We start from the raw sequence: 22,407 nt of genomic DNA on the forward strand, positions 1-22,407 counted from the left end.
GATCCGCAGGGTAGTGCGCCGGAATGCCGCCGGTCGTCACTCCTCCAGAAGTACATCCGTCAGGTCGATGACCGTGAGCACAAGGACCACGAGCTTGCCCTCACTGATCACGTACTCGATGAAGAGGTTGCGCGACAGAGCGATCTCGCGCGTGGACTCGTCGCCAAGGACGGAGTGGGAAAGTTTGTGTCGCGGGTCGGTCACCAGTATCGCCAGGCCGCGCTCCAGCAGGTCGCGACGGTCCGAGCTCAGACTGTCACGCACCCGGGCAGCCTGTTCGGTGAACGCAACACTGTACGGCATGTAATGCTCCTTTCCCGGCCGTATTGTGCCAGTCCGTCAGTGCGCCGTGCAGCCCCCGGTCGCCACCGGCAGCGGCTCCGGCACCCCGATCTTCGGCAGCCCCAGCAGCACCCCCGCGGGCTTGGCGGCCTCGGCCGCGTTCCGCTTCTCCCAGGCGTCGCCGGCGCGGGTGCGCCGTACGCCGAGCACCGGGCCCTCGGCGAGGAGGTGGTGCGGGGCGGCGTAGGTGATCTCGACCGTGACGACGTCGCCGGGGCGGACGTCCTGGTCCGGCTTGGTGAAGTGGACCAGGCGGTTGTCGGGGGCGCGGCCGGAGAGGCGGTGGGTGGCGCCGTCCTTGCGGCCCTCGCCCTCGGCGACCATCAGCTCCAGGGTGCGGCCGACCTGCTTCTTGTTCTCGTCCCAGGAGATCTCCTCCTGGAGGGCGACGAGACGCTCGTAGCGGGCCTGGACGACCTCCTTGGGGATCTGGTCCTCCATGGTCGCGGCGGGGGTGCCGGGCCGCTTGGAGTACTGGAAGGTGAAGGCCTGCGTGAAGCGGGCCTCGCGCACGGCGTGCATCGTCTGCTCGAAGTCCTCCTCGGTCTCGCCGGGGAAGCCCACGATGATGTCGGTGGTGATCGCGGCGTGCGGGATCGCGGCCCGTACCTTCTCGATGATCCCGAGGTAGCGCTCCTGCCGGTAGGAGCGGCGCATCGCCTTCAGGACGGTGTCCGAGCCGGACTGCATCGGCATGTGCAGCTGCGGCATCACGTTCGGGGTCTCGGCCATGGCCGCGATCACGTCGTCGGTGAAGTCACGGGGGTGCGGGGACGTGAACCGCACCCGCTCCAGGCCCTCGATGCTCCCGCACGCCCGCAGCAGCTTGCTGAAGGCCTCGCGGTCGCCGATGTCGGAGCCGTACGCGTTGACGTTCTGCCCGAGCAGCGTGATCTCGGAGACGCCCTCGGCGACCAGGGCCTCGATCTCGGCGAGGATGTCGCCGGTGCGGCGGTCCTTCTCCTTGCCGCGCAGGGCCGGGACGATGCAGAAGGTGCAGGTGTTGTTGCAGCCGACGGAGATCGAGACCCAGGCCGCGTAGGCGCTCTCGCGCCGGGTCGGCAGGGTGGAGGGGAAGGCCTCCAGCGACTCGGCGATCTCGACCTGCGCCTCTTCCTGGACGCGGGCGCGCTCCAGCAGGACCGGGAGCTTGCCGATGTTGTGCGTGCCGAAGACGACGTCGACCCAGGGGGCCTTCCGCACGATGGTGTCGCGGTCCTTCTGCGCCAGGCAGCCGCCGACCGCGATCTGCATCCCGGGCCGCTCGGCCTTCCTCGGCGCGAGCCGGCCGAGGTTGCCGTACAGCCGGTTGTCGGCGTTCTCCCGGACCGCGCACGTGTTGAAGACGACGACATCCGCGTCACCGTCCGACCCCTCGGGGGCACGCACGTACCCGGCCTCCTCCAGCAGCCCGGACAATCGCTCGGAGTCGTGGACGTTCATCTGGCACCCGTAGGTACGGACTTCGTAGGTCTTGGGTGCTGATACGTCCACTACGTCCACTACGGGGCTCCGGTCGCTGCTCCTGGTCATGCGTCAAGGGTAGGCGGTGTTCCCGGAACCCTGTCCCCACCCGTCCCGGGGCCGGGGTTCCAGGGGAACGGCCTCTGATCATGGTGCGGCACCCCGAAGCCGCGGTCGCGGGAACGGTGCGGGACACGTCGGGCCGTGACGGCTGTCGTGGGCCGCGGCGGCACACCCGTGCACAGGCATGTCACAGCACGCCGCTAGAGTTCTCGATCACTTGACCGACCCGGGAGCGCCGGGGGGAACCTCTCTCGGGTCCTTGCGCTCCCGGTGGCAGGGGACCGGATTCTCTGGGGGGACCACCATGAGACGCAGCACCTTCCTGGCGGCGGCCACGGCGACCGCGCTGTCCGCCTCCCTGTTCACGGGGCTCTCCCCGGCCCGGGCGGACGGGACCGGCGGCGGTCCGGTGCTGTCCGACGCCGACGGCTGGGACGAGCCGGGCCTGCTCTTCGTGACGGCGCACTCCGACAGCCCGCTCACCCGCATCACGGCCCACTTCTATCCGCCGGACGCGCCGGACGGGGCAGCCGAAGCCGGATCGACCGAGGACTTCACCCAGTACTCGGGGGAGGACGCCCGGTCCGGAGTCTGGCGGGCGCCGGTCCACCTGGCGGAGCTCGGCGACTACCGGGTGACCGTCGATCTCCAGGACGCCTCCGGCGCCACCGTCACCGGTGCCCTGTCGCCGCACCCCCTGCAGTACCGGACCATCGTCACGGTCTCCGGTCTCACCACCACCCCGAGCGTGCCGGACTACCTCCACCAGGAGGTATCCGTCAGCGGCACCGTCGTCGCCCGGGATCCCCGCGACCCCGGCACCCCGGCTCCCGCCGCGGGCACGCCCGTCGGCGTCCACACCGTACGCGGCCGGACGACCGCGACCGCGACCGCCGGCGCCGACGGCCGCTTCACCACCGCCTTCGTCCCCACCATGCCCTTCGACACACTGTCCGCCATGCCCCAGGCCTCCGACAGCCACCCGGGGGCGATCGACCTGCCGACGTACCCCCAGGACCTGCACACCATCCAGGCACCGGTCCGCTTCTCAGCGAGCACGCACGCCCTGAACCTGAAGCAGGGGGCCACCGGAACCGTCACCGGCCACGCCGAGATCCAGACCACCGCCGGCTGGCAGCCGCTGCCGAACACCGCGATCACCCTGATGGACTCCACGGTCCTGGCCGGCCGGACCACCACCGACAGCCGGGGCGCCTACACCCTGCGCGTCTCCTCGAACAGCCCCGCCCCGAGCGCCGACCTCTTCGCAGGCGCCGACGGCATGCCCTTCCAGCAGATCGCCACCGAACCCTTCAGCCTGCACGTCGCGTACACCACCCACACCGACATGAGTGCGTTCCTCAACGACGACTCGTCCCTGAAGGTCTCCGGCTACGTCTACTACGAAGACCCGCGCGCGAAATGGCCCGCCAAGCCCACCGTCACCCTCCAGTACTCCAAGGACGGCAGGACCGGCTGGAAGAACGCCACCACCGTGCCGCTCCCGATCCGCTACAACAAGCCCCTGTTCCAGGAGACGTTCGCCCGCACCCTCACCGCACCGGACACCGACGCCTACTGGCGGGCCCGCTTCGACGGCAACCCCGACTTCGGTACCAGCACCTCCAAGCCCGTCCGCCTCTACCGCTACGCCACCCGCATCACCGGCTTCCACGCCTCCCCCGACCCGGTCCGCAAGGGGCAGCCGATCAGTTTCGGCGGCACCCTCCAGTACAAGAAGGGCTCCACGTGGAAGCCGCTGTACGGCGGCTCCCCCACCCTCTACTTCAAGCCCCGCGGCTCCAGCACCTACCACTACGTCTGTGAGCTGGACTCCGACAAGCACGGCCACCTCGTCGGCATGGTGAGCGCCGAGCGGGACGGCACCTATGCCCTCGCCGTCAGCCGCGAGACCGGTGACCACTACCTGAGAAGCGCCAGGGTCACCGACTACGTCGACGTCCGCTGAACCGCCGTCCCGCTGTCCCGGCGCCGAGTTCTTACGGAGATCTTTCGTGGGGGCCTGGTGCGGAAAGGACGGCGGTGCCGGCGACGCGGATCTGGTGTGAGGCCGAAGCAGGTCCCGCATCAGTGCCGGCGGCCGTTGCCGCCGCGTCGACAGGAGCACAGGAACATGACGATGGACACGAAGACGACGGGCATGAAGTCGAAGGCCGCCGCGGCGGTCGCCGTGCTGGTGGCCGCCGGGGCGTCGCTCGCGCTGGGCGCCGGATCCGCCTCGGCGTACCCGGGCGGCAGCCACCGGGCCGTGTTCGTCCAGACCGACGGGGTGACGGGCAACGCCGTGGTGGCCTACAGCCGTACCGCGGACGGCACGCTGCACCAGAGCGGTGTGTACCGGACCGGCGGGCTGGGCGGCGTCCTCGACGGCTCGGCGGTCGACCACCTCGCCTCGCAGGGGTCGCTGACGTACGACAGGGCGCAGGGGCTGCTGTACGCCGTGAACGCCGGCAGCGACACGGTCACGGTGTTCTCGGTCCGGGGCGACAAGCTGATCCGTCGTCAGGTCATCTCGTCCGGGGGCGACTTCCCGGTGAGCGTGGCCGTCCACGGTGACCTGGTGTACGTGCTCAACGCGCTCGGCGGCGGCTCCGTACAGGGCTTCCGGAGCGTGCACGGCTCGCTGGTGAAGGTGGCCTCCTGGCACCGCGCCCTCGGCCTGGACCCGGCCGCGACGCCCCAGTTCACGCACACCCCCGGGCAGCTCGCCTTCACCCCGGACGGCCGCGCGCTGGTGGTGACCACGAAGGCCGGCGCCAACACCATAGACGTGTTCCCGGTGCACCGGTCCGGCATCGCGGCCCAGCCCGTGGTCACCGCCACCCCCGGCGCGGTCCCCTTCGGCTTCACCTTCGACGCCCGGGGGCGGCTGGTGGTGACCGAGGCGGGCACCAACTCGGTGGCCACCTTCCGGATCGGTGCGGACCTGCGGCTGACCAGGGTCTCGGAGGTGGCGACCGGTCAGGCGGCGACCTGCTGGATCGCCCGGGACGGCGCGCACGTCTACGCCTCCAACGCGGGCAGCGGCACGCTCTCCGGCCTGCGGGTCGGCGCGGACGGCGCGCTCACCGCGGCGGGCACCACCGCGACCGGCGGCGGCACGGTGGACGCCGACGTCTCCTCGGACGGCCGCTTCCTGTACGTACAGACCGGCAAGGAGGGCGGCGTCGACGAGTTCCGTGTGAACGGCGACGGCTCGCTGACCCGAGTGGGTTCGGTCGTCGTCCCCGACGCCGTCGGCGGCGAGGGCATCGCCGCCTCCTGACGGCAGGCCGCTCGCCGGCGTGCCGGGGCCGGGTTCAGGTCCCGAGCACGGCGGCGAGCAGCCCGTGGTAGTCCTCGTCGCAGGGGCCGCAGGAGAGCAGGTGCGCCGAGACCCCCGGCCAGTGCCGCTCGGGATCGTCTCCCGCGGCCTTGAGTTCCACGTACACATGGAGCACGCGCAGCGCCTCGTCGCAGCCCACGTCCCTGGGGTCCGTGGTCAGGAACCGCTCCAGCGACGCCCGCACGGAGAGCCGGTCCGGCTCCGTCATGACCGCCTCCCGGGGATCGCGTCCAGATAGCCCTGCGCCACCAGATGGTCGCGCAGCCTGCGCCGGGCGTCGAACATCGCCTTGTAGACGGCGTTCCGGCTGGTCCCGAGTTCCAGGACCAGCGCGTCCAGCGGTACCGCGTCGAGGACCAGGGACACGAAGACCCTGCGTTGATGGTGTGTCAGTACCTGGTCCGCCGCCGCGCGCACGGCGGCGGCCAGGGCGCGTGCCTCGGACGAGTCCGCGGGGTCGGCGCCGAGCCGGTCGGGCAGCCGGTCCCAGTCCTCGCCGTCGAGTTCCACCCGCCCGGTCCGCCAGAAGTGGCGGCCGATCTTCGCCGAGACCTCCAGGACGACGAACCGGTAGGCCCAGGTGGTGAATCGGCTCTCCCCGCGGAAGTCGCCGACCTTCCTGGTGATGGCGAGGAGGGCGTCCGCGGCGGCCTGGTGGGCGAGGTCGTCGACCTCGGGTCCTTCGAAGCCGTACCGGGAACGCCGCCTGGCCAGTTCCCGTCCGGCGATCCGCACCAGCTCGCCGTGCAGCCGGGTGCAGGTCTGCTCGTAGGCGGCCCCGCTCGACGACAGGCCCCGCACCCAGGAGGCCGAGACCGGGTCGAGCGAGGGCGCCGCGTCGGCGGGCGACACGGCCGTCTCCCGCGCCGGCTCGCCCTGTTCATGTCTGGTCACCGACCCCATGCGCCCCATCGTAGGCGCCGCGAGTAAGGCCCGCGGGGGCCGGTGACGGCAAGGCGTGGTGGGGATACGGGGATTGACGTCACCACATTTACTTAGAGTAGCCTTGCCTAAGTTGACCGCTTCCGGAGGGTGGCCGGTGGGATCAGGGGAACTGTCGGGGCGGGACGTCCTGGCGAGCTCGGTCAAAGGACAGAGGCGGCGGGTCGCTCTCGGCGCGGCGCTCGGCTGTGTGCACCAGCTCGGAGAGGCTCTGGTCCCGGTGCTCATCGGTGTCGTCGTCGACCAGGCCGTGGCCGGGCGGGACGCCGGGCGTCTGGTGCTGTGGCTGGCCGTGCTGGCCGTCCTGTACGTGTGCCTGTCGTGGAGTTTCCGGCTGGGCGCGCGGGCCGGGGAGCGCGGCGCCGAGGAGGCCGCCCACGAGCTCCGGCTGGCGGTCGTGCGCCGGGTGCTCGATCCGCGGGGCGGGGCCGAGGCGGACCGGCTCTCCGGTGAGCTGGCCAACGTCGCCACCGAGGACGCCAAGCGCGTCGGAGCGGTCAACATGGCGCTGATGAGCGGGATCTGGGCGGTCGCCGGCATCACGGTGAGCGCCGTGGCGCTGCTGCTGACCTCCGTGCCGCTCGGTCTGATCGTGCTGCTGGGCACTCCCGTGCTGCTGTGGCTCGGGCATCTGCTCAGCAAGCCCCTGGAGCGGCGCAGCGAGGCCGAGCAGGACCGGGCCGCGGGCGCCGCCGGGGTCGCGGCCGATCTGGTGGCCGGGCTGCGGGTGCTGAAGGGGCTCGGCGCGCAGCGGGCCGCGGTCGAGCGTTACCGCCGTACCAGCCAGGTCTCCCTCGCGGCCACCCTGCGGGCGGCGCGGGCCGAGTCGTGGCAGACCGGGCTCGTGCTGGCGCTCACCGGCGGGTTCATCGCGCTGATCGCCTGGGTGGGCGGCCGGCTGGCCCTCGACGGCTCCCTCACGCTCGGCCAGTTGGTCTCCGCCGTCGGCCTGGCGCTGTTCCTCCTCGGGCCGTTGGAGACGTTCGCCTGGGTCAACGCCGAACTGGCGCAGGGCCGTGCCTCCGCCGCCCGGATCGCCCAGGTGCTCTCCGCCGGGTCCGCCGTGACGGGCGGGGACGAACCGGTTCCGGACGCGGTGCGCGGGGAGTTGCGGCTGCGCGGGGTACGACTCGGCGGCCTGGACGGTGTGGACCTCGACGTGCCGGCCGGGCGGCTGACCGGGATCGCGGTGACGGATCCGGCCTGCGCCGAGGCCCTGTTGAGCTGTCTGGGCCGGGAGGCCGACCCGGAGGCGGGCTCGGTCGAGCTGGACGGCGTGCCGCTGACCCGGCTGGACCCGGCCCGGCTGCGGGCCGCGGTGCTGGTCGCCGCGCACGACGCCGCGCTCTTCGACGGATCCCTCGCGGAGAACGTGGTCCCCGCGGACGCGGCCGACGACGCACTGACGGCACGCGCGCTGGCCGCCGCCGACGCCGACGAGGTGGTCCGCTCGCTGCCGCAGGGCGCGGCCACCGGGGTGGGCGAGGGCGGGCGCTCCCTGTCCGGCGGGCAGCGGCAGCGGGTCCTGCTGGCGCGGGCCCTGCGGGCCGGACCCCCCGTCCTGGTCGTGCACGATCCGACGACCGCCGTGGACGCGGTCACCGAGGCCCGGATCGCCGAGGGGCTCAGGGAGTTCAGGCAGGGCCGTACGACGGTGGTGGTGACCAACAGCCCGGCGCTGCTGTCCGTCACCGACCGGGTGGTGCTGCTGGACTGCGGCCGGGTCGGCGCCGAGGGCACCCACGCGGAGCTCGCCCGGACCCATGAGACCTACCGGACGGCGGTACTGGCATGACGGACGTCATCGCAGGGCCCGACAGCACAGCGAGCCCGGGCAGCAACGCGGGCCCCGACAGCGCCGAAAGCGACCTGCTGCCCACCGCCACACCCGCCCGCACCCGCGCGGCCGTACGCGAACTCCTGCGCCCCGACCGGAAGCTGGCGGCCGCCGGCTTCGGCACCCTGACGGTCGCCACGGCTGTCGGACTGCTCACCCAGCCGCTGCTCGGGCACATCGTGGACGTGGTCACCGGGCACCGCTCCCCCGACGCGCTCACCTGGCCCGTCCTCGCGCTCGCCGGGGTCGCCGTGGTGCAGGGCCTCACCACCGCGCTGGGCATGTCCCTGGTGTCCCGGCTCGGCGAGACCGCGCTCGCCCGGCTGCGCGAACTGTTCGTGGAACGCGCCCTGTCGCTGCCGCTGGAGCGGCTGGAGCGGGCCGGCTCCGGTGACCTCAACGCCCGGGTCACCCGGGACGTCTCCCGGGTCGCCGACGCGGTCCGCACCGCCCTGCCCGAACTCGCCCGCTCCGGCCTTTCGATCGTGCTGACCCTGGCCGCCCTCGCCCTGCTGGACTGGCGGTTCCTGCTGGCCGCGCTGCTCGCGGTGCCCGTGCAGGCGCACACCGCCCGCTGGTACGTGCGCAACGCCGTGCCCCTGTACGCGAGGGAGCGGATCGCCACCGGGGCCCAGCAGCAGCAGTTGCTGGACACCATCGGCGGGGCGCGGACGGTACGGGCGTACCGGCTGCAGGACGACCACACCCGCCGGGTCACCGAGCGCTCGCGGGCGGCGGTGGAGCTGACGATGCGCGGGGTGCGGCTGGTGCTGCGCTTCTACAGCAGGCTGCACGTCGCCGAGTACGTGGGCCTCGCCGCCGTGCTGGTCACCGGGTTCCTGCTGGTCCGGTCCGGCTCCGCCTCGGTCGGTACGGCGACGGCCGCCGCGCTCTACTTCCACAGCCTCTTCGGGCCGGTCAACACCGCGCTGGTGCTCCTCGACGACGCGCAGTCGGCGACGGCGGGGCTGGCCCGCCTGGTCGGGGTCGTCGACGAGCCGGCGCCCGCGGCCGACGAGCGCACGGACGGCCGTACAGGCAGTCGTACAGACGGTCGTACGACCGGTGTGGCGGGTGATCCGGCCGTGACGCTCACCGGGGTCTCGCACGCCTATGTGCCCGGCCGTCCGGTGCTGCACGGCGTCGACCTGGAGGTACGGCCCAAGGAGCGGGTCGCGCTGGTCGGCACCACGGGCGCGGGCAAGACGACTCTGGCGCGGCTGGTGGCGGGACTGCATCGCCCCGGGGCCGGTCGCATAGACGTCGGCGGCGCCGAACCGGACGGCTCCGGCCGTCTGGTGGGGCTCGTCACCCAGGAGGTGCACGTCTTCGCCGGCCCGCTCGCCGACGACCTGCGCCTCGCCCGCCCGGGCGCGAGCGCCGAGGAGCTGCGGGACGCGCTGGCCACGGTGGGCGCCCTCGGCTGGGCCGAGGCGCTGCCGGAGGCGCTGGACACGGTCGTCGGCGACGGCGGGCACCGGCTCACCGCCGACCAGGCCCAGCAACTCGCCCTGGCCCGGCTGCTGCTGGCCGATCCGCCGGTGGTCGTGCTCGACGAGGCGACCGCCGAGGCGGGCAGCTCCGGTGCCCGGCTGCTCGACGAGGCCGCCGAGCAGGCGCTGCGGGGCCGTACCGCGCTGGTCGTGGCGCACCGCCTCAGCCAGGCCGCCGCGGCCGACCGGGTGGTCGTGCTGAGCGACGGCCGGGTGGTGGAGGAGGGCAGCCACGGCGAACTCCTCGCCGCCCGGGGCCGGTACGCCGCCCTGTGGCAGGCCTGGTCGGACCACCGCTCCCCCGACGAACCCGCCACCGCCGACGCCCCCCGCTGACCCCCCTCGATCCAAGCCGCCCCCCGCCGGACCCATCGCCGAGAACAGCCGAGAACGGCCAAGACCAGAAGGATCAGCCGATGCCCCGCGCCACCAGAGTGTCCAGGCTCACCGGCCTGCTCGCCTCCGTACTCCTGCTCACGGCGACGGCGGTCGCCTGCGGCACCACCGACTCCGACGACGGCTCCGGCTCGTCCGCGGCGAAGGACTCGTCCTCGTCCGCGTCCGCCGGCGCGTTCCCCGTGACGATCGCCCACAAGTTCGGCAGTACGACCATCAAGTCCGAACCCGAGCGGATCGTGACGGTCGGCCTCACCGACCAGGACGCGGTCCTGGCCCTCGGCAAGGTCCCGGTCGGCACGACCGAGTGGCTGGGCGGTTACAAGGGCGCGATCGGCCCGTGGGCCCAGGACAAGCTGGGTAGTTCGCCCGCGCCCACCGTGCTCAAGGACACCGGCACCGGCCCCCAGGTGGAGAAGATCGCCGCGCTCAAGCCGGACCTGATCCTCGCCGTGTACTCGGGGCTGACCAAGGCCCAGTACGAGAGCCTGTCGAAGTTCGCGCCGGTCGTGGCGCAGCCGAAGCAGTACAACGACTACGGCGTGCCGTGGCAGCAGCAGACCGAGGAGATCGGGCAGGCGCTCGGCAAGGCGGACGAGGCCAGGACGCTGGTCGCGGGCGTCGAGGACAAGTTCTCGGCGGCCGAGAAGGCCAACCCCGCGTTCGCCAAGGCCACGGCGGTCATGGCGACCCCGTACCAGGGCGTGTTCGTCTACGGCAGCCAGGACCCGCGCTCCCGGCTCCTGTCCGACCTCGGCTTCGCGCTGCCCAAGGACCTCGACAAGGTGATCGGGGACCAGTTCGGCGCCCAGATCAGCAAGGAGCGCTACGACCTGCTCGACCAGGACGTGGCCGTGTGGATCGCTCCGGACACCACCACGTCGGTCACCAAGCTGCACAGTGACCCGGTCTACGGCGATCTGAGCGTGGTGAAGCAGGGCCGTGAGGTCTACATCAAGGAGACCAGCGACTACGGCAACGCGGTGTCCCTGTCGACCGTGCTGAGCATCCCCTACGTCCTGGACCGCCTGGTGCCGCAGCTGGCGGCGGCGGTGGACGGCAGGACGGCGACGAAGGTGGCGCAGCCGGCGTCGTGAGCGTGCGAAGGAGGAGGGGGTGGTCCGGTTCGGCACCGGGCCACCCCCCTTTTCTCTTTGCGTCTGTCAGGAGCCGTCGACCAGGCTCTTGGGCCGCATGTCCGTCCAGTGCGTCTCGATGTGGTCCAGGCACTCCTGGCGGGCCGCCGGGCCGTGGACGACGGTCCAGCCGGCCGGTACGTCCACGAAGTCGGGCCACAGGCTGTACTGGCCCTCGTCGTTGACGAGGACGGAGTAGACACCCTCGGGGTTCTCGAACGGGTTGCTCATGTCTGCGGTTCCTTGCCTTTCCGGTCTGATGAGGTCGGCACAGCGTTGTGGGGTCACGTCAGTTCGTCGGCGCGGCGCACCACCGCCTCCAGCGCCCGGAACCAGGTCTCGGCCAGCTCCCGTACCGCGTCCTCGGTGAGGAGCCCGGCCGCGTACGCCCAGTGGGCGCTGAGTTCCGGTCCCTCGGGGCGGTCCTCGGTGAGGGCGTTGAGGGTGAGCGCGTGGGACATCGGCATGCCGGCGTCGGCGTCGAGGTCGGCGGCGTCCTCCTCGGCGGCGTAGGACCAGTCGGCGGCCGCGGGGCGGTCGAAGCGGCCCATGTAGTTGAACTCGATCTGCGGTTCGGCGAGTTCGGCAAGGAGCGGACCGGTCACGGGGTTGAGCCGGCGCAGCAGGCCGTGGCCGACGCCGGCCGCCGGCAGGGCGGTGAGGTGGTCGCGGATCCGGGCCACGGCCGCGTCAAGGGCGGGTCCGCCGCTCAGGGCCTCCGGGCCGGACTCACCGGGGTCGAGCCGTACCGGTACGACGCTGGTGAACCAGCCGACCGTGCGGGACAGGTCGGCGTCGCCCGCGAGTTCCTCCTCGCGGCCGTGGCCCTCCAGGTCGACCAGGACCGGGCCTCCGGTGCTCGCCGCGCCCAGGGTCCGGGCCCGCCAGTCGCCGACGGCCAGGGCGAACGCGGTGAGCAGGACGTCGTTGACGCTCGCCCCGAAGGCGGCGGGGACCCGGCTGAGCAGGGGGCCGGTGACGGCGGCCGGCAGGGAGAGGGACAGGTAGCGGGTGGTGGCGACCGTGTCCCGGGCCGGGTCGAGCGGACGGGCCAGGGGCAGGCCGGCGCCCGCGGCGAGGGCGGAGGTCCACCAGGGCAGCTGGTCCTCGACGGCCGGTTCGCACGACCGGGCGCCGAGCAGCCGCGACCAGCGGGCGAACGACAGCTCCACCGGCGCCAGTTCGGGGATACGGCCGTCGCGGACGGCCGCCCAGGCGGTGGCCAGGTCGGGCAGCAGCACGCGCCAGGAGACGCCGTCGACCACCAGGTGGTGGACGAGGAGCAGCAACCGCCCGGGGTGGCCCGGTCCGGCGTCGAACCAGACCGCCCGCACCATCGCGCCGGCCTCGGGGTCGAGCTCCGCCAGGGCCGTCGGCGCGTGGCGGGCGACGGCGTCCCGCAGCGCGGCCTCGTCCGGGGCGGCCTCGGAGGGGACCGTCTCGGACGTGAGGACGTCGGACGTGAGGGCGTCGGACGTTACGGCCTCGCGTATGTCGACCCGGGCGAGCCAGGTCCGTACGTCGGTGTCGGCCGCCGCCGGCACCGACAGCGCGGCCTCCGGGGTGCGGACGAGCCGGGCCCGGAGCATGTCGTGCCGTGCGGCGAGCGCCCCGAGCACGGCCAGCAGGCCGGGTTCGGTGAGGTCCGCCGGGGTGCGCAGCAGGGCCGCCTGGTGGTAGGCGGCGACGGGGCCGCCGCGGTCGAGCAGGGCGCGCATGATCGGGGTGAGCGGGACGGTGCCGGTGCCGTCGTCGTGCGCGGCCCGCCGGTCGCCCGCACCCAGCGGGACGGCGACGGCGGCCAGGGCGGCGACCGTGCGGTGCTGGAGGATCTGACGGGGGGTGACCCGCAGGCCGCCGGAGCGGGCGCGGGCGACGAGTTGCATCGCGACGATGCTGTCCCCGCCGAAGGCGAAGAAGTCGTCGTCCGTGCCGATCGCCTCGGCGGGCAGGCCGAGGGCGTCCGCGAACAGGTCACGCAGGGCGCGCTCGGTGTCGTTCTCCGGGGCCCGGCCGCCGCCCGCCGCGGTGAAGTCCGGGGCGGGCAGGGCGGCCCGGTCGAGCTTGCCGTTGGAGAGCAGCGGCAGCCGCTCCAGGACGACCACGGCGGCCGGGACCATGTAGTCGGGCAGTCGGGCGGCGGCGTGCGCACGCAACTCCGCGCCGTCAGTGCCGTCAGTGCCGTCAGCGCCGTCCGAGACCACGTAGGCGATCAACTGCCGTACTCCGGGCCGGTGTTCGCGGGTCACGACGACGCTCCGCGCGACCGCCGGGTGGGTGTCCAACGCGGCCTCGATCTCAGCGAGTTCGACCCGGTAGCCGCGGATCTTCACCTGGTCGTCGGTGCGTCCGGCGAACTCCAGGAGACCGTCCTCGGTCCAGCGGGCCAGGTCGCCGGTGCGGTACATCCGGGCACCCGGCAGCCCGAAGGGGTCGGCGACGAAGCGTTCGGCGGTGAGGTCGGGCCGGCCGAGGTAGCCGCGGGCCAGGCCCGGTCCGGACAGGTACAGCTCGCCGGTGACGCCGGGCGGGACCGGGCGCAGGGCGGTGTCGAGGACGTAGGCGCGGGAGTGGTGGACGGGGCGGCCGACGACCGGGCGGGCGCTGTCGCCCACCCGGCCGACGAGGGCGTCGACGGTGGCCTCGGTGGGGCCGTACAGGTTGACCGCCTCGGTGTCGGGAAGCGCGGCGAGCCGGTTCCACAGCGACTCGGGTACGGCCTCGCCGCCGAAGCCGACCATCGCGAGCGGGCAGTCGCCGCCGGGCCCGATCAGGCCGCTGTCGGCCATCCGCGCGAGCAGGGACGGGGTGACCTCGATGAAGTCGATGCCCCGGTCGCGGATGAAGGCGGCGAGGAGGTCGGGGTCGCGGCGGGTGTCGTCGTCGGCGATGTGCAGGGCGTGGCCGTCGAGGAGCCAGAGCTGCGGCTGCCAGGAGGCGTCGAAGGAGAACGACCAGGCGTGCCCGACCCGCAGGTGGCGCCGCCCGGTGCGCTCCTTGGCGAGGTCGTGCAGGTCGTGGCGGTGGCTGTGGAAGAGGTTGGCGACTCCGCGCTGGGTGACGACGACGCCCTTGGGGCGGCCGGTGGAGCCGGAGGTGTAGATGACGTAGGCGGGGTGGTCGGGGCCGGGGGCGGTGGGTTCGGCCTGCGGAAGGCCTTCCGGGAGGCCGTCCGGGAGGCCGTCTTCCGGGGCGTCGAGGAGGAGGACGGGGGTGTCGGTGGCGGGCAGGCCCGCAGCGGTCTCGGCGGTGGCCAGGACGAGCACCGGGCGGGCGTCGGCGAGCATGCCGGTGAGGCGGGCCGCGGGCAGGTCGGGGTCGAGGGGCAGATAGGCGGCGCCCGCCTTCATGACGGCGAGGATCGCGGCGATGTGGTCGGCGGTCCTGGGCAGGGCGAGGGCCAGGATCCGCTCGGGCCCGGCGCCGTGCCCGGCCAGGATGCGCGCCAACTCGGTGCTGCGGACGTCGAGTTCGGCGAAGGTCCAGGTGGTACGGCCGTCGGTGACGGCGACCGCGTCCGGGGTGGCGGCGGCCTGGGCGGCGAACAGCGCCGGTATCGTGCCGAGGCGTTCGGCGGCCGGGAGGGCGGTCTCGTTCCAGGTCTCCAGGACGGTGTACCGGTCGGCGGAGCCGAGCAGGTCCAGTCGGCCGACGGGACGCTCCGGGTCGGCGGCCATGCCGGTCAGCAGGCCGGTCAGGGCGTCCGTGATCCGCCGTACGGTGGCCGCCTCGAACAGGTCGGGGCGGAACTCGGCGGTCACCCGCAGCCGTTCGGCGGGCTCGACCGCCCAGGCCAGCGGGTAGTGGGTGGAGTCCGCGTGCTCGCTGACCGTGGCGCGCGGCGCGTCACCCGTGTCCTGGTCGGGCTCCGCCACCGGGTACGACTCGAACACCATGAGCGTGTCGAAGAGTTCGCCGAGTCCGGCGGCGCGCTGGATGTCGGCGAGGCCGAGGTGCTGGTGGGCGATGAGCCGGGACTGCTCGTCCTGGAGCCGCTCAAGGAGGGCCGCCGTGCTCTCCTCGGGGCGGATCCGCACCCGGACCGGGATCGTGTTGATGAACAGGCCGATCATCGCCTCGGATCCGGCGAGTTCGGGCGAGCGGCCCGCGACGGTGGCGCCGAACACCACGTCGTCGCGTCCGGTGAGCCTGCCGAGGAGCACGCCCCAGGCCGCCTGCACCAGGGTGTTGACGGTGACGCCCGAGCGCCGGGCGAACGCCTCCAGCTCCGCGGTGCGGCCGGCGTCCAGCTCCACGGTGTGGGTGTGCGGGACGGCGGCGGCCCGGTCGGGGTCGGCGGGCGCGAGCCGGGTGGGTTCGGCGAGGCCGGTGAGCGCCTCGGTCCAGGCTGCGGAGGCGGCGGCCGGGTCCTGGGCGGCCAGCAGCCGCAGGTGGGCGCGGTAAGGGGCGGGCGGGGGCGGGGTACGGCCCTCGTAACGCGCCCACAGCTCGGCGGTGAGCAGCGGCAGCGACCAGCCGTCGAGGAGCAGGTGCTGGTGCGAGAGCACGAGGCGGTGCCGGTCCGGGCCGGTGCGGGCCAGCAACAGGCGTAGCAGCGGCGGGTGTTCGGGGTCGAAGCGGCGCCGCTCCTGTCCGAGCAGCCGGGTCCAGGCCGCCTCGTCGCCGGAGTCGGCGGTCCCGCCGGTGAGGTCGAGCTGCCGCCAGGGCAGCACGGCGGTGCGCGGCACGACGGCCACCGGGCGCCCGGAGGACAGGTACCGGAAGCCGCTGCGCAGGTTCTCGTGGGCGTCGAGCAGGTCCTGCGCGGCGGCCCGCAGCCGGTCGGCGTCGACGGGGCCTTCGAGGTCGTAGGAGAGCTGGACGGTGTAGACGTCCGGGCCGTCGTCGCCGGAGTCCAGGGCCGCGTGGAAGAGCAGTCCGGCCTGGAGCGGGGAGAGGGGCAGCACGTCGGTGCCGGCGGGCAGGGCGGCGACCTCGGCGCGTTCGGCGTCGGTGAGGTCGAGCAGGACGGCGGTGTCGTCCCGCTCGGCCAGGGCCGTGGTCGCCACCGCGGCCAGCCCCGCCACCGACTTGTGCCGGAACACGTCGCGCGGGCTGAACGCCAGCCCGGCGGCGCGGGCCCGGGCGACCAGTTGCATGGCGACGATGCTGTCCCCGCCGAGAGCGAAGAAGTCGTCCTCGACACCGACCCGTTCGAGGCCGAGCACCTCGGCGACGAGGGCGCCCAGGGTCTCCTCCAGCGGGGTCCGCGGCCGGGTGTCGGTCACCTCTGCGGCGAAGTCCGGGGCGGGCAGGGCACGGCGGTCGAGCTTGCCGTTCGGGGTGAGCGGGAGGGCGTCGAGGATGACCACTGCGGCCGGGACCATGTAGTCGGGGAGGGCGGCCGCAGCGTGGGCGCGCAGGACGGCGGGGTCGGCCGTCGCGCGCCCTGGAACACCGGAGGCCGGGACGGCGGCGTCGGGGACGGGGACGTCGGGGACCGGAGCGTCGGGGACCGGGACGACGTACGCCACGAGCCGGTCGTCTCGAACCACGACGGTGGCGTGCGCGACGGCCGGGTGGGCGGCTAGCACGGCCTCGATCTCGCCGAGCTCGATCCGGAAGCCGCGCAGTTTGACCTGGTCGTCGGTGCGGCCGAGGTACTCCAGCTCGCCGTCGGCCGTCCAGCGGGCCAGGTCGCCGGTGCGGTACATGCGGGCCCCCGCCGGACCGTACGGGTCGGCGACGAACCGCTCGGCGGTCAGACCGGGGCGACCGAGATAACCGCGCGCCAGCTGCACGCCCGCCAGGTACAGCTCCCCCGCGACACCGGGCGGCACCGGACACAGACCGGCGTCGAGGACGTAGGTGCGGGTGTTCCACACCGGGCGGCCGATGGGAACGCCCGTCGCATCCGGGCCGATCTCGGTCGCGGTGACGTCGACGGACGCCTCGGTCGGGCCGTACAGGTTGTGCAGGCGGCTGTCCGGCAGGACGTGATGGAACCGGGCGGCCAGCGGGACGGGCAGGGCCTCGCCGCTGCACATCACCTGACGGAGACCGGTGCAGTCGGCGGCAGCCGGCTCGTCGAGGAAGGCGCGCAGCATCGACGGCACGAAGTGGGCCGTGGTGATGCGCTCACGCCGGATCAGGTCGGCCAGGTAGGCCGGGTCCTGGTGGCCCTCGGGCCGGGCGACGACCAGCGTGGCGCCGGTGATCAGCGGCCAGAAGAACTCCCACACCGACACGTCGAAGCTGGACGGCGTCTTCTGCAGCACGCGGTCGTCGGCGTCGAGCCGGTAGGTGTCCTGCATCCACAGCAGACGGTTGGCGATACCCCGGTGCGGGACGACCACGCCCTTGGGACGGCCCGTGGAGCCCGAGGTGTAGATGACGTACGCGGGGTGGCGGGGGTCGTCGGAGGTGGGCAGCGGGGCGTCGGCCGGGTGGTCCGGGGTGCCGTCGGCGGCCACCGTGAGGCGGGGCGCGCCGGTGTCCGGAACGGCCACGCCCTCCCCCGTGACCAGGCAGGCCGGGCGGGCGTCGGTGAGCGTGTATGCCAGCCGCTCGGCCGGGTAGCCGGGGTCGAGGGGCAGGTAGGCGGCGCCCGCGCGGTGCACGGCGAGCAGGGTCACCACGAGGGCGACGGAGCGCGGCAGGGCGACGGCGACGGTCGTCTCGGCGCGGGCGCCGTGCGCGGCCAGGGTGTGGGCGAGCCGCTCGACGCGCCGGTCGAGTTCGGCGTAGGTGAGCGAGGTGTCCTCGAAGACGACGGCCGTGGCGGCGGGCGTGCGGGCCGCCTGGGCGCGGAACAGCTCGGGGAGCGTGAGGTCCGGGACGGTCCTGGCGGTGTCGTTCCAGGCGGTGAGGACGCGGGCGCGCTCGTCCTCGTGCAGCACGTCGAGGGTGCCGACGCGGCGGCCGGGGTCGGCGGCGACCTGGGCCAGCAGGGACTCCAGGCGGCGGGCGAGGAGTTCGGCGGTCCGCTCGTCGAAGAGGTCGGCGCTGTACTCGATCCAGCCGTCGATGCGCTCGCCCTGCTCGACGAAGTCGAAGCCGAGGTCGAACTTGGCGCTGTCCTGCCCGACGGTCTCGCGGCGGGCCGTGAGACCGGGCAGCACGGGTCCCTCGCCCTGCCCCGCGAGGTGGACGACCATCACCTGGAACAACGGGTGCCGGGCCAGGGAGCGTTCGGGATTGAGGGCCTCCACCAGCCGTTCGAAGGGCAGGTCCTGGTGCTCGTAGGCGGCCAGGTCGGTGTCCCGGACCCGGGCGAGCAGCTCGGCGAAGGTGGGGTCGCCGGTCAGGTCGGTGCGCAGGACCAGGGAGTTGACGAAGAACCCGACCAGGTCTTCGAGGGCCTCGTCGGTCCGCCCGGACACCGGGGCGCCGAGCGGGATGTCGTCGCCCGCGCCGAGCCGGTGCAGCAGGGCGGCCACCGCGGCCTGGGCCACCATGAACATGCTGACGCCGTGGGCGCGGGCCAGGCCGCGCAGGGCGTCGGCCAGGGCGGGCGGGAGGGTGAAGCCGGTGGTGCCGCCGCGCCCGGTGGGCTCGGCGGGGCGCGGCCGGTCGACGGGCAGGTTCAGCTCGGCGGGCAGCCCGCGGAGGGTGTCGGTCCAGTGGGCGAGCAGCTCCGTCTCGGTCGCGGCCAGCAGGTCGCGCTGCCAGAGCGTGTAGTCCGCGTAACTCGCGGGCAGCGGAGCCCGGTCGGGGGTGCGTCCGGCGGTGCGCGCCGCGTAGGCGGTGGCGAGGTCGGCGAGCAGCGGGCGGTCGGACCACTCGTCGGTGGCGATGTGGTGGAGCAGGAGGAGCAGCACATGCTCGCCGGGGCCGGTCTCGAACAGGGTGGTGCGGATGGGGAGTTCGCGCTCCAGGTCGAAGACGTGCCCGGCCCGTTCCGTCAGCTCCTCGAACGGCGCTGTCTGCAGGGGGACATGGACGTCCTCCAGGATCTGCTGGTGCGGGATCCCGTCGACCGCCGGGAAGACGGTGCGCAGGGGGGTGTGGCGGGCGGCCAGGTCGTCGAGGGCGGCCTGGAGGGCGTCGCGGTCGAGGGGGCCGGTCAGCCGCCAGGCCGAGGGGATGTTGTACGCCGTGCTCGCGCTGTCGACCTGCGCGAGCAGCCACAGCCTGCGCTGCGCGGAGGACAGCGGCAGCAGTTCGGGGCGCGGGCGCGGGGTGGTGAGCGCGGGCCGGGCCTCGCCGCCGGGCGTGGCGGTGAGGGCGGCGAGCCGGGCCACCGTGGGCGCCTCGAAGACGGAGCGGACCGTCAGGTCGGCGCCGAGTGCGGTGCGGGCGCGGCTTACCAGGCGCATGGCGAGCAGCGAGTGGCCGCCCAGTGCGAAGAAGTCGTCGTCGGCACCGACCCGTTCGCGGCCCAGGACGTCGGCGAACAGAGCGGCGAGGATCTCCTCGCGCGGGGTGCGCGGCGCGGTGCCGTCGACCGAGCCCGCAGTGAACTCGGGGGCGGGCAGGGCCTTGCGGTCGAGCTTGCCGTTCGGGGTGAGCGGCAGCGCGTCGAGGGTGACGTAGGCGGCCGGGACCATGTGGGCGGGGAGTACGGCGGCGGCGTGGGCGCGCAGGGCGGTCGCGTCCACCACCGGTCGCGCGGCCGGGACGACATAGGCGACGAGCGTCTGGCCGTGCACGATGACCGTGGCGTGCGCTACGGCCGGGTGGGCGGCGAGCACGGCCTCGATCTCGCCGAGCTCGATCCGGAAGCCGCGCAGTTTGACCTGGTCGTCGGTGCGGCCGAGGTACTCGACCGTGCCGTCCGCCGTCCAGCGGGCCAGGTCACCGGTGCGGTACATGCGGGCCCCCGCCGGACCGTACGGGTCGGCGACGAACCGCTCGGCGGTCAGACCGGGCCGCTCCAGATAGCCGCGCGCCAGTTGCACGCCCGCCAGGTACAGCTCGCCCGGGACGCCGGGCGGCACCGGACGCAGACCGGCGTCGAGGACGTACAGGCGGGTGTTCCAGACGGGGCGGCCGATGGGAACGCTCGTCGCACCGGGGCCGATCTCGGTCGCGGTGACGTCGACGGACGCCTCGGTCGGGCCGTACAGGTTGTGCAGGCGGGCGTCCGGCAGGACGTGATGGAACCGGGCGGCCAGCGGGACGGGCAGGGCCTCGCCGCTGCACATCACCTGGCGCAGACCGGTGCAGTCGGCGGCCGTCGGCTCCTCCAGGAAGAGCTGGAGCATGGACGGCACGAAGTGGACGGTGGTGACGTTCTGTTCGCGGATCAGCGCGGCCAGGTAGGCGGGGTCGCGGTGGCCCTCGGGCCGGGCGACGACCAGGGTGGCGCCGGTGATCAGCGGCCAGAAGAACTCCCACACCGACACGTCGAAGCTGGACGGCGTCTTCTGCAGGACGCGGTCGTCGGCGTCGAGCCGGTAGGTGTCCTGCATCCACAGCAGACGGTTGGCGATACCCCGGTGCGGGACGACCACGCCCTTGGGACGGCCCGTGGAGCCCGAGGTGTAGATGACGTACGCCGGGTGCCGGGGGTCGTACGACGTCGGCAGCTCGCCCTCCGGGCCGGTGGGCAGGGCGTCGCGGATCACGCACACCGGGCGGGCGTCCTCGACCATGAGGGCGAGCCGGTCCGCCGGGTAGTCCGGGTCCAGCGGCAGGTAGGCGGCACCGGCGCGGTGCGTGGCGAGGAGGGTGACGACGAGGTCGACCGAGCGCGGCAGGGCGACGGCGACGGTCCGCTCCGGGCCCGCGCCGAGCCCGGCCAGGACCCGGGCCGTGTGCTCGACCCGGGCGTCCAGCTCGGCGTAGGTGAGCCGCTGCTCCTCGAAGACGAGGGCGGTGGCGTCTGGGGTGCGGGCCGCCTGGGCGCGGAACAGCTCGGGGAGCGTCAGAGCCGGGACGGGTCGGGCGGTGTCGTTCCAGGCGGAGAGGAGGCGGGTCCGCTCGTCCTCGTGCAGGACGGCCAGGTCCCCGAGCAGGGCGTCCGGTTCGGCGGCGGCGTGCGCGAGGAGCCGGACGGCGCGGTCGGCCAGGGCTTCGGCCGTGCGGTGGTCGAAGAGGTCGGTGGCGTACTCAAGGAGCAGGACCACGCGGTCGGACTCGTCGACGTAGGTGAAGTGCAGGTCGAACTTGGCCATGCCGGTGTCCACGTCGGACCACTCGGTGGGCAGGCCCAGCACGTCGGGGTCGCCGTCGGGCCGGTGGTGGTAGCCGAGCATGACCTGGAAGAGCGGGTTGCGGCCGGGCACCCGGGGCGGGTTGAGGGCCTCCACCACCCGGTCGAAGGGCAGGTCCTGGTACTCGAAGGCGGACAGCGACGACTCCCGGACCCGGCCGAGGAGTTCACGGAACGTCAGCCCGTCGCCGGACAGGTCGGTGCGCAGTACCAGGGTGTTGACGAAGAACCCCACCAGGTCGCCGAGCGCCTCGTCGGTGCGGCCCGCGATGGGCGCGCCGAGGGGGATGTCGTCGCCCGCGCCGAGCCGCTGCAGCAAGGCGGCGGTGGCTGCCTGGAACAGCATGAACATGCTGGTGCCGGTGGCCGCCGTGAGGTCGCGCAGGGCGAGGCCGGTGGCGGCGGGCAGCTCCAGGCGGACCTTGCCGCCGCGTCCGGTCGGCCCGGCGGGACGCGGCCGGTCGGCGGGCAGGGTCAGTTCGTCGGGCAGACCGCGCAAGGCGTCCCGCCAGTAGGCGAGTTGGGTCTCACCACTGGTCGCGAGCAGCTCCCGCTGCCACAGGGTGTAGTCGGCGTACTGCACGGGCAGCGGCGCCCACTCCGGGGCCGCACCCGCGCGGCGGGCCGCGTAGGCGGTGTCGAGGTCGGCGAGGAACGGCCGGTCGGACCACTCGTCGGTGGTGATGTGGTGCAGGACGACGGCCACCACGTGATCGCCGTCGGCAAGCCGGAACACCTCGCAGCGCATCGGGAGTTCGGTCGTGAGGTCGAAGGGGCGGCGCTGGGCCGCCTCGATCAGCGCGGGCAGTTCGGCCTCGGTGGCTTCGGCGACGGTGAGGGCCGGGTGCGTGCCCTCGGCGGGGACGATCCGCTGGTACGGCTCGCCGTCGTGGGCCGGGAACACGGTGCGCAGCGCCTCGTGCCGGGCGGCCACGTCCCGAAGGGCGGCGCGCAGGGCCTCGGTGTCGAGGTCGCCGCGCAACCGGAAGACCAGCGGGAAATTGTAGGCGACACCGCTGCCGGTGATCTGCTCCACCAGCAGCAGCCGGCGCTGGGCCGGGGACAGCGGGATCCGGGCGGGCCGGTCGGTCACCGGGGTGACGGGCGGCCGGGCGGGGCGGGCCGGGCCGACGGGGGGGGCGTGGCGCGGGGGGGGGGGGGGGTGGGGCCTCCGGTTTTGGGGGGGGGGGGGGGGGGGGGGTCGGCGGGGTCGATGGCATAGGGGCGTTCCCGGCGGGCGGTACGGCGGGTGCGGCGGGACTCGGCGCGGACCGCCCGGCGCAGCCAGTCCT

10 protein-coding genes and 1 pseudogene are annotated in these 22,407 nt (G+C 73.9%); 5 read left to right on the plus strand and 6 right to left on the minus strand.

Translation table 11 applies throughout. The annotated features are described in order from the left end of the window. Positions 1-36 precede the first annotated feature (36 nt). Together ACFWPS_RS37375 and miaB are read right to left on the minus strand one after the other, a co-directional pair. Entirely contained in the window at positions 37-303 is a 267-nt protein-coding gene (locus ACFWPS_RS37375) for a hypothetical protein (protein WP_383713812.1), read from the minus strand. 36 nt (positions 304-339) lie between these two features. Then, on the minus strand, positions 340-1,875 hold the full coding sequence (gene miaB, locus ACFWPS_RS37380) for a tRNA (N6-isopentenyl adenosine(37)-C2)-methylthiotransferase MiaB (RefSeq protein ID WP_383713814.1): 1,536 nt from the start codon (positions 1,873-1,875) through the stop codon (positions 340-342). Between the two features lie 298 nt (positions 1,876-2,173). On the opposite strand from miaB, the gene ACFWPS_RS37385 reads away from it, so the two are divergent. Together ACFWPS_RS37385 and ACFWPS_RS37390 are read left to right on the plus strand one after the other, a co-directional pair. Beyond that, complete coding sequence (locus ACFWPS_RS37385; RefSeq protein WP_383713817.1) at positions 2,174-3,838, plus strand: hypothetical protein; 1,665 nt, start codon at positions 2,174-2,176, stop codon at positions 3,836-3,838. Positions 3,839-4,003: 165 nt separating this feature from the next. Beyond that, on the plus strand, positions 4,004-5,155 hold the full coding sequence (locus tag ACFWPS_RS37390; protein WP_383713819.1) for a lactonase family protein: 1,152 nt from the start codon (positions 4,004-4,006) through the stop codon (positions 5,153-5,155). 34 nt (positions 5,156-5,189) lie between these two features. On the opposite strand, the gene ACFWPS_RS37395 is transcribed toward ACFWPS_RS37390, so the two are convergent. Both ACFWPS_RS37395 and ACFWPS_RS37400 read right to left on the minus strand, forming a co-directional pair. Further along, complete coding sequence (locus ACFWPS_RS37395) at positions 5,190-5,423, minus strand: hypothetical protein (protein WP_383713822.1); 234 nt, start codon at positions 5,421-5,423, stop codon at positions 5,190-5,192. Next, positions 5,420-6,118: an RNA polymerase sigma factor gene (locus ACFWPS_RS37400; RefSeq protein WP_383713825.1), complete on the minus strand. Its 699-nt coding sequence runs from the start codon at positions 6,116-6,118 to the stop codon at positions 5,420-5,422. Before ACFWPS_RS37400 ends, ACFWPS_RS37395 begins: the two co-directional genes overlap by 4 nt. Before the next feature lie 136 nt (positions 6,119-6,254). On the opposite strand from ACFWPS_RS37400, the gene ACFWPS_RS37405 reads away from it, so the two are divergent. The 3 genes from ACFWPS_RS37405 to ACFWPS_RS37415 all read left to right on the plus strand — a co-directional run bounded on the left by ACFWPS_RS37405 (position 6,255) and on the right by ACFWPS_RS37415 (position 10,980). Further along, positions 6,255-7,952: an ABC transporter ATP-binding protein gene (locus ACFWPS_RS37405; protein WP_383713828.1), complete on the plus strand. Its 1,698-nt coding sequence runs from the start codon at positions 6,255-6,257 to the stop codon at positions 7,950-7,952. Further along, a complete protein-coding gene (locus ACFWPS_RS37410; protein WP_383713831.1) occupies positions 7,949-9,823 on the plus strand; it encodes an ABC transporter ATP-binding protein in 1,875 nt (624 codons plus the stop codon). The genes ACFWPS_RS37405 and ACFWPS_RS37410 overlap by 4 nt, the downstream gene beginning before the upstream one ends. A gap of 80 nt (positions 9,824-9,903) precedes the next feature. Beyond that, complete coding sequence (locus ACFWPS_RS37415; protein WP_383713833.1) at positions 9,904-10,980, plus strand: iron-siderophore ABC transporter substrate-binding protein; 1,077 nt, start codon at positions 9,904-9,906, stop codon at positions 10,978-10,980. A 66-nt stretch (positions 10,981-11,046) separates the two neighbouring features. Here ACFWPS_RS37415 and ACFWPS_RS37420 read toward each other — a convergent pair whose 3' ends face one another. Both ACFWPS_RS37420 and ACFWPS_RS37425 read right to left on the minus strand, forming a co-directional pair. After that, on the minus strand, positions 11,047-11,250 hold the full coding sequence (locus ACFWPS_RS37420) for an MbtH family protein (protein ID WP_351484894.1): 204 nt from the start codon (positions 11,248-11,250) through the stop codon (positions 11,047-11,049). Positions 11,251-11,303: 53 nt separating this feature from the next. Continuing rightward, positions 11,304-22,238, minus strand: a pseudogene (locus ACFWPS_RS37425) (amino acid adenylation domain-containing protein); the annotation flags it as partial. Between the last annotated feature and the right edge of the window lie 169 nt (positions 22,239-22,407).

It is taken from the genome of Streptomyces sp. NPDC058457 (genome assembly GCF_042720695.1).
In the GTDB taxonomy this organism is placed as follows: domain Bacteria; phylum Actinomycetota; class Actinomycetes; order Streptomycetales; family Streptomycetaceae; genus Streptomyces.